The 12,434-nt window shown below is 46.3% G+C and carries 15 protein-coding genes; all 15 read right to left on the reverse strand.

Translation table 11 applies throughout. The features are described from left to right. Positions 1–2: 2 nt before the first annotated feature. The gene (locus ACAX20_RS08925; RefSeq protein WP_371185554.1) at positions 3–941 is read right to left on the reverse strand and encodes a LysR family transcriptional regulator; all 939 of its coding nucleotides are present in this window, start codon (positions 939–941) and stop codon (positions 3–5) included. 166 nt (positions 942–1,107) lie between these two features. Further along, on the reverse strand, positions 1,108–1,590 hold the full coding sequence (locus ACAX20_RS08930; RefSeq protein ID WP_371185555.1) for a DMT family transporter: 483 nt from the start codon (positions 1,588–1,590) through the stop codon (positions 1,108–1,110). Then, on the reverse strand, positions 1,587–2,030 hold the full coding sequence (locus ACAX20_RS08935) for a DMT family transporter (RefSeq protein WP_371185556.1): 444 nt from the start codon (positions 2,028–2,030) through the stop codon (positions 1,587–1,589). The genes ACAX20_RS08930 and ACAX20_RS08935 overlap by 4 nt, the downstream gene beginning before the upstream one ends. Then, complete coding sequence (locus tag ACAX20_RS08940; protein ID WP_371185558.1) at positions 2,027–2,542, reverse strand: VOC family protein; 516 nt, start codon at positions 2,540–2,542, stop codon at positions 2,027–2,029. The genes ACAX20_RS08935 and ACAX20_RS08940 overlap by 4 nt, the downstream gene beginning before the upstream one ends. Continuing rightward, positions 2,542–2,901 carry a carboxymuconolactone decarboxylase family protein gene (locus tag ACAX20_RS08945; RefSeq protein WP_371185560.1) on the reverse strand — a complete coding sequence of 120 codons (360 nt, stop codon included), beginning with the start codon at positions 2,899–2,901 and terminating at the stop codon, positions 2,542–2,544. The genes ACAX20_RS08940 and ACAX20_RS08945 overlap by 1 nt, the downstream gene beginning before the upstream one ends. A gap of 717 nt (positions 2,902–3,618) precedes the next feature. After that, positions 3,619–3,858 (reverse strand): hypothetical protein, encoded by a 240-nt coding sequence (locus ACAX20_RS08950; RefSeq protein WP_371185562.1) that lies wholly within the window; start codon positions 3,856–3,858, stop codon positions 3,619–3,621. An 8-nt stretch (positions 3,859–3,866) separates the two neighbouring features. After that, the gene (locus ACAX20_RS08955; RefSeq protein ID WP_371185563.1) at positions 3,867–4,322 is read right to left on the reverse strand and encodes a DUF3465 domain-containing protein; all 456 of its coding nucleotides are present in this window, start codon (positions 4,320–4,322) and stop codon (positions 3,867–3,869) included. Positions 4,323–4,529: 207 nt separating this feature from the next. Next, positions 4,530–5,414: an SDR family oxidoreductase gene (locus ACAX20_RS08960; protein ID WP_371185565.1), complete on the reverse strand. Its 885-nt coding sequence runs from the start codon at positions 5,412–5,414 to the stop codon at positions 4,530–4,532. A gap of 16 nt (positions 5,415–5,430) precedes the next feature. Then, entirely contained in the window at positions 5,431–6,585 is a 1,155-nt protein-coding gene (locus tag ACAX20_RS08965; RefSeq protein WP_371185567.1) for an acetyl-CoA C-acetyltransferase, read from the reverse strand. Between the two features lie 2 nt (positions 6,586–6,587). Then, positions 6,588–7,649, reverse strand: coding sequence for an acyl-CoA dehydrogenase family protein (locus ACAX20_RS08970; protein ID WP_371185569.1), 1,062 nt, complete (start codon positions 7,647–7,649; stop codon positions 6,588–6,590). Positions 7,650–7,659: 10 nt separating this feature from the next. Then, positions 7,660–8,823 carry an acyl-CoA dehydrogenase family protein gene (locus ACAX20_RS08975; RefSeq protein ID WP_371185571.1) on the reverse strand — a complete coding sequence of 388 codons (1,164 nt, stop codon included), beginning with the start codon at positions 8,821–8,823 and terminating at the stop codon, positions 7,660–7,662. 9 nt (positions 8,824–8,832) lie between these two features. Beyond that, positions 8,833–9,582, reverse strand: coding sequence for an enoyl-CoA hydratase family protein (locus ACAX20_RS08980; RefSeq protein ID WP_371185573.1), 750 nt, complete (start codon positions 9,580–9,582; stop codon positions 8,833–8,835). 2 nt (positions 9,583–9,584) lie between these two features. Next, positions 9,585–10,709, reverse strand: coding sequence for an NAD(P)H-dependent flavin oxidoreductase (locus ACAX20_RS08985; protein WP_371185575.1), 1,125 nt, complete (start codon positions 10,707–10,709; stop codon positions 9,585–9,587). 2 nt (positions 10,710–10,711) lie between these two features. Beyond that, entirely contained in the window at positions 10,712–11,614 is a 903-nt protein-coding gene (locus ACAX20_RS08990) for an enoyl-CoA hydratase (RefSeq protein WP_371185577.1), read from the reverse strand. A gap of 14 nt (positions 11,615–11,628) precedes the next feature. Then, the gene (locus tag ACAX20_RS08995; RefSeq protein WP_371185578.1) at positions 11,629–12,432 is read right to left on the reverse strand and encodes a CoA-transferase subunit beta; all 804 of its coding nucleotides are present in this window, start codon (positions 12,430–12,432) and stop codon (positions 11,629–11,631) included. Positions 12,433–12,434 lie beyond the last annotated feature (2 nt).

Raw genomic sequence — 12,434 nt, forward strand, 5'->3', positions numbered from 1 at the left:
GCCTAAACTTCATCCCAGTAGCATACGTTACTATCGCTTGTGCTACTGAACTTTTCAGCAAGAAAATCAATCACGACTCGCACTTTTGCCGCAAGATTTTCGGTCTCTAAATAAAGTGCAGTGATCAATTGATCCTCTAAACTTGTCGATACAAGATAATCTTCCATCAGCGCAACTAATTTACCGCTTTTTAACTCTTCGCCAATCAACCAAGTGGGAAAAAGCACGATGCCACTGCCAAGTATGGCACTCGCCACTAGGGTATCGGCATTATTACTGTAGAGTGAACCTGCAACCTCATACGGCTCTAACCTATCCTTGCCAATAAACCAGCGCTGTAAACCTTTAGTGCCCTTAAACACTAAACAGTTATGTGGTTTTAGTTCGTCAGGGGTAACGGGTACTCCATAAGATCTCAGATAACTTGGACTTGCCGCCATCACATAGCGTTGCTTAGCAAAACGCTTCATCCGTAACGACGAATCTTGTGGTACACCTATGCGGATCAGCAAATCAATGGCTTCAGCAGCAGGATCGACAAACGTATCAGTCTGTTGGATTTCAACCTTAAGGAGTGGGTAACGCTCTAATAATTCAGGTAGGTAAGGTGCTATGTGAAGTCGGCCAAAAGCAACAGGAGCACTGATGGTTACTGTACCACGCGGCGTGTCTGCACGCTGCTCAATACGCTCAACTACACGCTCATATTGATTGATGATTTCTGTGCAATGTTTACTGAATGCAACGCCTTCTTCGGTCAATGAAATAGAACGCGTGTGACGATGCAAAAGCTTAGTGCCCACTTTCTCTTCGAGCTGCGCCATTTTGCGGGATACCGACGATGGCGTCATATCTTGGCGACGCGCCACTTCAGAAAAACTGGCAAACTGGATCGTCATCAAAAACAGTTTTATTTCCAATAACGACACATCGTAATTCACAATCTTGCTCCTCAGCTGAACAGGGCACGTTTATCTGTGACATACGTCCGGTACAAATCGATACGCCTCCCCTTATTAGCATTAGTCTTAGGTTGAAAACATAAAAAAGGCAAGCCGATAAATGGTTTGCCTGAATTTTGCAAATGCATTTCGCTAAGTATTCGTTTTACTTTGAGCTTGCTGTTTGTGTTGCTTCGGGCTTTGCTAATGTTTGCCGACTTGCTAAATAGATACAAAGCAACGCACAAGCAATACAAACCATGGCCGCGACACGCCAATAATTTAGCTCGAGCGGGGTATTGCCAAGCCAGCCTTGGGTATCAATGACTAAGCTCATTACCATCTGACCGAGAATGGTTGCTACCGTTGCGATGGCAACACCAACCTTGGGTACTGCCGCAACCATCACCATCATATAAACAATACCAAATAACGCGCCGGCTAGTTGCCACTTGGGAACCGTTAACAGCGTTTGCTCATAACTTGGCTCAAAGAAAAATACCAGTAAGCCAGTAATGACGGTGCCCATACTGAATGTCAAAAGAGAGCTTTCAACGACGCCGACTTTTGCGCCTAGCTGGCCATTTATTGCCGCTTGAGCGCTAAGCGCCATTCCAGCTACTATCGCCAGGAGCATAACTAATGTCATGACAATGTCCCTAAATAGGAGAAACAAAGCGCAAGAAAAATAAGCGCTAAACCAAGCAAGCGCAATGGATTGGTATTTTGCTTAGGCATGGCAAACCAACCGAAGTAGTCGATTGCAAAGCTCGTGGTTATTTGTCCAAATAGAATACAAATCATGCTCATCGCAACGCCTAAAATGGGTGTAGCGAGTGTAAGTACTACCACATAAAGGGGGCCGAGTATGCCGCCGATTAATTGCCATTTAGGAATAGATTGCCAAGCCGTAAACTTCCCTTTGCCGGTAAAATGGCGAATCAGCCAAAGCAATGCCGTGCCAACAACAAAGATACTGAGCGTTGCCCATAAATGACCAACTTTCTCACCTAACGGTCCTAAAAGGCCTGCCTCGAAAGACAGGCCCATACCGGCAACCACAATTAAAGCAATAAAAATCACGTTCATCGCGGGTCAAACAATTCAACCGAAGACTGACGGGCATATGCTTTGCCATTAGGATATGACACAAGCTCTAGTTGCATCCCCCAAGGCGCCATAAAATAAACCCAAGATTCACCTTCGGTTGGTCCTTCGGTCATGGTCGTTGGCTCGCCCAGAACTTTAATACCTTGTTGTTTAAGGTAAGCAACGGCGTCCCCCATATCCTCAACGTAAAATGCAAGATGGTGGCCACCAATGTCGGCATTATTAGGCGCTATTTTATTACGCTCTACGGTATCGGCATATTCAAAAATTTCTAGGTTTATCCCTCTCGCGTTCATCACCGCAATTTTTGTGATCTGTGCACGAGGATTCACGTTTAAGTGATCTGCCATCCAGCTGTCTTCTGCTGCGAATGGGCCGAACTCATAAGCCAGTTCAAAGTCAAAATGATCACGGAAGAAACTCACAGCTTGCTGCAGATTTGGAACAGTGAAGCCGATATGGTCTGGTTTTTTAAGTCCTGGAATAGCCATTAGCTGTCTCCTCGCTCGTGACGAATTTTGTTTAGCGCAGCCATGGTGGTTGCCCCTTTATTAAAACCTGTGTATACCGATGTAAAAACGATTAACTCTTCAAGTTCTTGATACGTTGCACCTTGCTTAAGCGCCATATCAATGTGAGCCGCAAATGGGTTCCCCTCACCCGTCACATTAAGCGCCAATTGATCGATAGCAATCGTGATAAACGCTTTGATTTTCTGATCGATAAGTGGCATACCCCATGCCTCGCCTGCAACGCGAACCGTAAAGTCGCCCCATACTGGGTTAATGGATTTAAGGCCGTCAATCAGGGCTTGGTCATCTCGTACTGCATTGTCATATTTGGTCGTCATACTCAACACTCTCATTTGTAAATTTTGTTCGCTGTTGCGAATGACGAGTATTATAAAGAGCCGTGGATTTAGAAAAACCAGCAGCGCAGCACAAGACTTGTGCAAATTTTGCATAGGTTTTCTACAAGAGTGGGAAGTTCACGGTAAGCCAATTTGCCTAATGAGCAATAGTAACACCGTCAGTATCTAACAAGCGTTTCATGGCAATAAGCGACGCGGCTTCATCGGGATTGATGCCTTGCAGGGACAATAAAAACGCCTGAAAAGAAATGGACTTATAAGAAAAGTTACAGGTATCGAGTGTGTGCCGGGAGTTTTTAGTAAAGATAAAATTTTAACTAACTGCTAGCGTATACGCTTTACTTGGCTAGTCAGCCACCAGCATGGCTCGCCATTATCGAGATATTCAAAGAACAACATCACGCACTTAGGATGCGCTTTGACGATGATAAAATACGCTTTATTTGTATTCCGTCGCGAATATGAACATTACATAAACGTTCTGATCCATTACATTATGATTTGAGCCAGTTGACCTAATATCGCCTAATACTCCCTTAGATTAATAACAACATAAGATAACCCAAATTAGTAATTTACTCACCAATAAACGAGCATAACCCTGAAATTACCACACCGCGAAGAGTAAACTCGATAACATAAAATCTCATCCGTTATTACAGGTTTTAGTTTGGTAATTAAAACTGCCACCAGCGTCTAAACCTTATCGACTTGCACATAGTTGAACACATTAATGGCAATTATATACACCAACGTCCAGAAAACTAATCCAACAAGCACAACTTTATAGCCATCTGGATCTATGTTTTTAGAAAATGGTCGACATATTAAGTAACCGGTACCTTTGAGTAAAAATTCCAACAAGACTTCGCTGACAATGCGAAACAACAATCGCAAAATACCTGTGAATACATCAGCTACTATTTCAAATACCATATTTTAAACTACTGATACGTTTTGCCGTTATGTTTCAACCAACCACCGATATGCCGACCTTTTGGATCGTGATGTGTCCAATGAATGACTCCACCTTTATTATTCCATTCGTATTCACCAAAAAATTCTACCGTATCCCCTTTAGCAAGAGTGTCTATTCTAGGCGCAAGGTCAATATTATGAGCCACCAACACAGTTTGCCCCGATGGCAAGCGTAAAATAAACCGCTGGTGCCGAGAGCCGTCATTATCATCAGCTAACACTTTGATCACAATACCAGAACCTTGAACTTGAATGTCACTTTGCTGTGTTTCGAATGCTCGGCTAAGCGCTCGCTCATATTTAGTTTGATCGAGATTTGACGCTGGGGCAGTTACTGTCGAATCTAACTTTGTTATATCAACAGATTGAGACGACAGGTAAATACCTGCAACCAATAACATACCAACAACGATTTTTTTCATCTGTACCACCTCCGTGAGCTTAACACTAGCCACTTATGTCGCTCTTTAAGCCATGTACCGCTAAAGCATTGTGTTTACATTACCAGCAAACTGCAAATATAGAATCAAGCATAGTTAACTTTTACACGTAAAAAAGCCGTTGCTAACATGTATAGTCAGCAACGGCTTTTCAATTTAGCGTTGGCGCTTGTTAGCGTCTATGGGCGATTAACTGCCCCACACTTTTTGTGCTGGTAAAGCGCTTTCAATCAGCTCATCAATCACTGGTGCTAGCGCATTGGGGTCCCACTGAGCGTCTTGGCTTACGCCCTTGGTGGTGCGCCAACCATCAGCGATACAAATGCGACCGCCTTCTGACTCAAACACTTTACCGGTTACGTGGCTTGCTTTGTCACTGGCAAGATAGGCTAATAGTACCGACACGTTCTCTGGTGCCCAGTAATCAAAGCTGTCGTCTTCTGGTTTCGCCATTTGCTGTGCCATTGACTCAACCGCCATGGTCATACCGGTACGCGCCGCTGGTGCAACCGCATTAGCCGTTACACCGTAACGAGCAAGCTCAGCTGCTTGGTTTAAAGTAAGCGCAGCGATGCCTGCTTTAGCCGCCGCGTAGTTTGACTGACCAATCGAGCCTTGCAAACCGGCGCCTGAGGTGGTGTTGATGATACGCGCATCAACTTTCTCGCCAGCTTTGGCTTTATCGCGCCAGTACTGTACCGCGTGTGAGGTAATGCAAAAATGCCCTTTTAAATGCACCTGCATAATTGCATCCCAGTCGGCTTCGGTCATTGACGCAAACATTTTGTCGCGGTTAATACCGGCGTTATTCAATACGATATCAATGCCACCAAACTCACTGATTGCTTGCTCAACAATACCTTTACTTGCTGCGTAATCGGTAATGTCTGTAGTGTTAACTACCGCTTTACCACCTTTGGCAGTGATTTCTTCGACCACTGCTAACGCCGCGTTTAAATTGACGTCATTTACCACAACCGCACAACCGTGCTCAGCAAATACTTTTGCGTGCGCTGCGCCTAAACCGCCGCCTGCGCCGGTGATAATTGCCACTCTTCCTGTTAATAACGACATAACAACTCCTATCCTATTAACCTAATCGTTCAATGATGGTGACATTGGCTTGACCGCCACCTTCACACATTGTTTGTAAGCCAAATCGGCCATTGGTGTCTTCTAATTGATGCAACATGCGCGTCATTAAACGCACACCACTCGCACCTAATGGGTGACCAAGCGCAATGGCACCACCGGTTGGGTTAACCAACGCCGGATCCATATCAAGCTCTTGCTGCCATGCCATAACAACCGAGGCAAACGCTTCATTAACTTCCGCAACCGCTAAGTCTTGAATGGTCATTTGTGCTTTTTTCAAGGCATGACGGGTTGCTGGGATTGGCGCACGCAAGTGCCAAATTGGATCATCACCCAACACACTCATGTGATGAATGCGCGCACGTGGCGTTAAGTTATATCGCTTTAACGCCGCTTCTGATACCACTAACATGGCTGCTGAGGCATCACATACTTGGCTAGATACCGCCGCGGTAATGCTTGGGTACTTAGCAAATACAGGCTCTAGTTCGGCCATTTTTGTGTAGTTTGGTTGACGCGGGGTTTCATCAATCGCCAACTTCTCATGAGCAATGATCTCACGCTCAAACTTACCATCAGCAATGGCTTGAATGGCACGGTCATGACTGCGACCAGCAAAACGTTCCATATCTGCACGGCTAAAGCCCCAATGATCGGCAATGCGTTGCGCTGCATAAAACTGATCAACCGGCTGGTTCGGATAGCGTTTTTGCCAGCCTTCACTTTGCGCAAATGGCGTGGTAAAGCCAAGCGGTTGACCCGCTAACATCGCCGATGAAATTGGGATTTGCGTCATGGTTTGTACACCACCCACCGCAATAACGTCTTGAGTACCGCTCATCACCGCTTGCGCTGCAAAATGCAACGCCTGCTGTGACGAACCACACTGACGATCAACGGTGGTACCCGGTACGTTATCTGGAAGGCCTGCGCCTAACCAGCTGGTACGGGCGATATCGCCAGCTTGTGAGCCGATGGTATCAACACAACCGAAAATCACATCATCGTACTCATCGGCAGGAATGTTATTACGCTCTACCAAGGCTTTTAGAATGTAGCCACCTAAATCAATGGCATGAACATCGGCTAAGCTGCCTTTACGCTTACCCGTAGGGCTTCGAACCGCATCAACAATATATGCTTGAGCCATGATTACACCTCACCAAATGTTGCTGTTGGGCCAAGTTCTACGGTATCTGCCATTAAATGCTCGAAAACTACACCTTGATGATAACCGTCTGTACCCCAGCTTGCTTGCAAGGCATAACAGCGCTTCATAAACATTTGTAAGTCCACTTCCCAGGTGTAACCCATGGCGCCATGTGCTTGAATGCCGTGTTTTGCTGCCAGCATAGCCGCAGGGCGACATAACAACACCGCTTGTGATGCATGTACTGCGGCTAGTTCATGATTGTTTTCCATACTGTACGCCGCGCGGTATAACGCCGGTTTGGCAATTTCAATTTTGCTCGCGACATCCGCTAGCTTATGCTTTAACGCTTGGAAGCTACCAATAAGCTTACCAAACTGCTTGCGTTGATTGACATAATCAATACTTAAATCCAGCATGCGTTGCGCCAAACCTAGCATTTGTCCCGCATTAGCTAAGGTACCTTGTACCACAGCTTTTTGGGCTAATGCTTGGGCGTCTTCTTTAGCTAACAATAACGGCGCTTCGGCGTTTTTAACAGTTAACTGATATAAACGACGTGAGCTATCGATGCTTGGGTTTAGGGTTAGTTCCACCTCATCGGCCGTTAAGGCGTATAAGCCATCATCGCCAAAGTGCAGAATAAGATCGGCGTTTTTGGCATCAGCAACTAAGGTATTAGCTGGATGCGATACAGCAACGCGCAATTCACCACAGGCGATTTGCTCTAACCACTGTGCTTTACGTGGCTCGCGATCAGGTAGCGCTGAAATAATACCCGTCGCAATATACGCGGTACCCATCATCGAATCTGGGATGGCGTAATAGCCCATTTCTTGGCTCATTAACGACCATACTAAGTCGCCCATGCCTAAGCCACCAAACTCTTCAGCAATCGATAATGCTGTTAAGCCTTGCTCTGCCATTGCCTGACGCAATTGCGGTGAGCGACCGCTGTCTTGTTGCCAAATTTCTCTAAGAACTTCGGGTGCCGCTTCGGTCATTAAGAAACGACTGATGGCCTCACGTAATGCCAATTCATCTTCTGTAAAAGTGAAATCCATGAGTGCCTCCTTATCGTGGTAAATTTAATAAGCGTTCAGCGATGATATTGCGCTGAATTTCGTTGGTGCCCGCGTAAATTGGGCCCGCTTGTGCAAATAAAAAGCCTTCTAACCAGTCGTGATCGCTGTACGCACTTGGTGCGGTTTGTAGCAATTCGGCCTGACCAGCTAGGATTTTCATTGCGGTTTCGTGAATAAGTAAATCAAGTTCAGACCAAATCACTTTGTTGATACTTGATTCGGCACCAATTTTTTCACCACGTTGTAAACGACCGACGGTATTGTAGGCTGACAATGAATAGGTTTGTGCCAAGTTCCAGCACTCGATTACCGCAGCGCGAATGCTTGGATCTAAATCCGCTTGTTGCTGGTACTGCTTGTAAAGCTGCACCAACTTCTTCGCGGGTTGCTGGAAACGCGCAGGTGAGCGTAATAATAAACCACGTTCAAAACCAGCGGTTGCCATCGCCACGCGCCAGCCTTGGCCTTCATCACCAATGCGGTTTTCAACCGGTACACGCACTTCATCGAAAAAGATTTCCGCAAAGGCGTCTTTACCGTTTAAGGCTTTGATCGGACGAATGGTCACACCTGGTGCATCGAGTGGCACCATGATGTACGACAAACCATGGTGACGACTTGATTCTGGATCAGAGCGGAATAAACCAAAGGTCCAGTCAGCAAAGGTCGCTCGTGTTGACCACGTCTTTTGACCGCTGATCACATACTCCTCACCATCACGAACAGCTTTAGAACGAATTGCTGCCATATCAGAGCCAGCATTTGGCTCCGACCAACCTTGCGCCCACATCTCTTCAGATGCGGCCATTTTCGGTAAGAAACGCTGTTTTTGTGCTTCGGTACCAAATTCCATTAAGGTTGGGCCAAGCAATAGCTGGCCATTTTGGTTGACACGCATCGGTGCATCCGCTGCGTAATACTCTTCTTCAAAAATAAGCCATTCAATTAAGTCACAACCTCGACCACCTAAGTGCTCCGGCCATGTCACCATTGAGTAACGGGCATCAAATAACACTTTTTCCCAAGCGCGGTGTTGCTCAAAACCTTCTTTGGTATCGTAGCTAGCCAGCTTTTGCTTTGGCTTATTCTCCGCTAACCAAGCTCGTACTTCTTGGCGAAACTGTTGCTGTTGTTCGGTAAATTGCAGTTCCATAACGCCCCCTTAGAATTTGGTATCACGTTTTTCAACAAACGCGCGACGTGTTTCTGCAGAATCTGGCTTGGTGTACGCTTCTAACGTAAAACCTTGCTCCCAGCGGTATTTCTTCTCAAGATCGCCATCTTCAATGCCGTTTAACGCTTCTTTAGCGATACGGATCATAGCTGGACTCTTAACCGCAATTTTCGCGGCAATCTCTCTTGCCGTTTCAGCAAGTTGATCTTTTTCAACCACTTGCTCAATAAAGCCGTATTGTGCTGCGTCTTCTGCGCTTACCGCTTCACCGGTAAAAAACATGTAACGTACTTTTTGTACTGGGAATAGACGCTGTAAATGCGCACCACCACCCATGGCGCCGCGATCTACTTCTGGTAGGGCGAAGCTGGCACACTTTGATGCAACAACGATATCTGCCGCACCGGTCATACCGATACCACCACCTAATACATAACCATGCACGGCAACAATAACCGGCACGGGACTTAGGTGAATCGCTTTGAACGTCGCGTAGTTGCCCGCATTAACGGCAACAATGCGCTCTGGGTATTCATCAAGCTCTTTAATGTCAACACCGGCACAGAAGCCACGACCTTCAGAGCGGACGATAATCACACGTACGTCTTGGTTGCTACCTAATTCATTGATGGTGTCGGCTAGTCCATACCACTCTTCGCTATTTAACGCGTTAACCGGTGGCTTGTTGATCACAACTTCTGCGATGTGATCATTTAATTGTGTTGTAAATGCATTCATCTTTACATCGACTCCTCTTGCAACACATCGCCCGTTGCATCCATATTCCAAGCAACGTTAGGCGAAAATAATTTGTTTAAACACGCTTCAGCGTCATTAACGATTTGCTTTATCAGCTGCTCAACGCTGATCACTTCATCGATGGTGGCGGCAACTTGACCACTTGGCAAAATGCCTTGCTGTGGTAAGCCTTTAACCATGGATTTTTCCAACAATACCGGCTGATTAGCGGCCATAACCACGGCCGATATCGCTTGTGGATCGTCTTTAATGCCTTGCCACAACATATTGAACATGTGACTAACTTTCATATTGGTTGCGCTTTTCCACTGCCAAGCACTGCTTAGAGCTGACAACAAGCGGCGCAGGCCACTGTATGATTCAAACTTGCGAATAAAGTCATTGCGGATCATGCGATGACGCATACCATCAAGAGCCTTAGTAACTTTGATTTCGGCGGGGTTAGTCACCTTGACGTATTGCTCTAAGGTCACTTTTGGTGTTGGCGACTCTTTGGTCATCATAAAGCGCGTACCCATGGCAATACCGGCGGCGCCAGCGGCCAGCGCTGAGGCTAAACCACGACCTGTAGAGTAACCGCCAGCAGCAATTACTGGCACATCAACAGCATCCAACACTTGGTTTAATAAAATAGCGGTTGGGATCTCACCGGTGTGGCCGCCACCTTCACTGCCTTGAATGGTGATCATGTCAGCGCCAAGCTCTACCGCTTTAACGGCGTGTTTTAACGCGCCAACGGTTGGGATACACAACACCCCTGCCGCTTTTAAACGAGCAATGGTTTGTTTGTCTGGACCGCGACCGTAACTTACCGCTTTAAGCTTGTATTTGATGGCAAGTTCAACACATTGCATGGCATTGGGTTGGAACATATGAAAATTCAAACCAAAGTTACTGCTACCTGTGCGCGCAATAATGTCGGTGATTTGCCCTTCTAGCTCTTCTTCGACGATGGTGGCACCGGCTAAAAAGCCAAAGCCACCGGCTAATGTGGTTGCCGTCACAAGGTTGGCATCAGATACCCACCCCATCGCGGTTTGGATAATTGGATATTGACAACCTAAACGCTTGGTTAGCTCAGTGTTTAATGCAGGATATTCAGCCATGATCAGTCCTGCTCCTTTGCTTGCGCTTTATTAGCCTGTGCTTTATTTGCCTGAGCTTTATTAGATTGGGCCATAGCCTTACCATCAAAACCGGCTAATTTATCGCCCGATACTAATTCGTTTTGCACGTGGGCAAAATGATGATAGCCAAATACCATATCCATGGTGCTGCGCTTACCCATATTATCTTCTGCGGTATTGATCACTTGCTTGGTTAACTGCAGGCCTAAACGTGGCATTGCCGCGATGCGCTTTGCCATCGCCATGGTTTGCTCGAATAACTCATCACGTGGTACCAATCGGTTAACCATACCAACTTCGTAAGCACGTTGCGCTGGCATGCGCTCACCTAGGAATAAAAACTCTTTGGCAATGCGCGGTGGCATTTCGTAACAATGAGCAAAATATTCCACACCTGGAATGCCCATTTTCACCACTGGATCTTGGAAGAAGGCATCGTCCGAAGCGACAATCAAATCGCATACCCACGCTAGCATCAAGCCGCCTGCAACACAGGCACCTTGCACCATCGCAATGGTCGGCTTTGGTATGTCACGCCAGCGGCGACACATACCTAAATACACTTCTTGTTCACGGGCATATAAAAATTCGCCGCCAGGCTTGTTAGTGTGATCGTACCAAAGATGCTTACGTTCAAAGCTTTGATCAACATCACGACCTGGTGTACCAATATCGTGACCCGCCGAGAAGTGCTTACCAGAGCCGGCAAGAACGATGACTTTGATGTTGTCATCATTCACAGCTTTAGCAAAGGCATCGTCCATGGCGTAGGTCATTTTTGAGTTTTGCACGTTGTGATAACGAGGGCGGTTCATAGTAATAACCGCGATCTCATCATACGTGTCATAGCCAACGATAACGTCGTTATCTTGTTGATTTTCCATAACCTGCTCCATGATTAACGACGGATACCCGGTGGGTTATCTTTTAACTGCATGGCGCGTAAGTTGTGTGGATCCATAGCACGGATAATTTCAAGCTGCTCTGCCGTTGGTGCTTTGGTCTCGCCAAGGTTGTCGATTTTATGCAGTGGGAATGAGGTGTTGTCTTGTACCTCTTCAAACGTCACACCAGGGTGTAAGCTGATAACGCGCAACTGATGATTCGGACCTTGCCAATCCATGACACATAAGTCAGTGATCACCAAGCGAATATCGATATCACTTAGCTCATAACCTTTTGGCAAACGCTCTGGGTTATAACCAATAGAGCACACCACGTCACATTCACCGTCTAAGAACACTTTTTTGTTATGTGATGGTACAAAGAACGAGTTTGCATGTGAGATTGAATTGCCCGGTAAACCGCGCACACCTAGCATTTGCACTTTCGGGGCATTGTAATCTTTACCAATCGCCGAAATATTACATTGACCAAAGCGGTCAATTTGCGTTGGACCAATCATCGCATGACGCTGACCACTCCACACGTTATCGAAGATACGCGCAAAGCCAATCCATGACTCATTTGCTTGTACGAATTCTGCAGGACGCTTACCAAGTGGGTTGGCTTTCTCTAGCATGTAAGCTTCTGAGTCGGTCATCATCAAATCTTGGTTAAAGGTTGCTTTTGCTAAGCTTGCCGCCAAACGTGGGATCACGCCAATGCCAGTAGCCAGTTTTTCACCGTCGTGGCGAAACGCTTCAGCAGCAGCACAAATCATTAATTCAGCAAGTGAAAATTCTTGAATATCGGTTGTCATAA

Source organism: Thalassotalea sp. Sam97 (assembly GCF_041379765.1).
Lineage (GTDB): Bacteria > Pseudomonadota > Gammaproteobacteria > Enterobacterales > Alteromonadaceae > Thalassotalea_A > Thalassotalea_A maritima.

Coding starts and splice junctions, on each gene's coding strand:
- ACAX20_RS08980 (WP_371185573.1), bottom strand. CDS start 9,582: ATGAATGCATTTACAACACAATTAAATGATCACATCGCAGAAGTTGTG.
- ACAX20_RS08950 (WP_371185562.1), bottom strand. CDS start 3,858: ATGGTATTTGAAATAGTAGCTGATGTATTCACAGGTATTTTGCGATTG.
- ACAX20_RS08995 (WP_371185578.1), bottom strand. CDS start 12,432: ATGACAACCGATATTCAAGAATTTTCACTTGCTGAATTAATGATTTGT.
- ACAX20_RS08985 (WP_371185575.1), bottom strand. CDS start 10,709: ATGGCTGAATATCCTGCATTAAACACTGAGCTAACCAAGCGTTTAGGT.
- ACAX20_RS08935 (WP_371185556.1), bottom strand. CDS start 2,030: ATGAACGTGATTTTTATTGCTTTAATTGTGGTTGCCGGTATGGGCCTG.
- ACAX20_RS08975 (WP_371185571.1), bottom strand. CDS start 8,823: ATGGAACTGCAATTTACCGAACAACAGCAACAGTTTCGCCAAGAAGTA.
- ACAX20_RS08930 (WP_371185555.1), bottom strand. CDS start 1,590: ATGACATTAGTTATGCTCCTGGCGATAGTAGCTGGAATGGCGCTTAGC.
- ACAX20_RS08940 (WP_371185558.1), bottom strand. CDS start 2,542: ATGGCTATTCCAGGACTTAAAAAACCAGACCATATCGGCTTCACTGTT.
- ACAX20_RS08960 (WP_371185565.1), bottom strand. CDS start 5,414: ATGTCGTTATTAACAGGAAGAGTGGCAATTATCACCGGCGCAGGCGGC.
- ACAX20_RS08945 (WP_371185560.1), bottom strand. CDS start 2,901: ATGACGACCAAATATGACAATGCAGTACGAGATGACCAAGCCCTGATT.
- ACAX20_RS08970 (WP_371185569.1), bottom strand. CDS start 7,649: ATGGATTTCACTTTTACAGAAGATGAATTGGCATTACGTGAGGCCATC.
- ACAX20_RS08955 (WP_371185563.1), bottom strand. CDS start 4,322: ATGAAAAAAATCGTTGTTGGTATGTTATTGGTTGCAGGTATTTACCTG.
- ACAX20_RS08990 (WP_371185577.1), bottom strand. CDS start 11,614: ATGGAAAATCAACAAGATAACGACGTTATCGTTGGCTATGACACGTAT.
- ACAX20_RS08965 (WP_371185567.1), bottom strand. CDS start 6,585: ATGGCTCAAGCATATATTGTTGATGCGGTTCGAAGCCCTACGGGTAAG.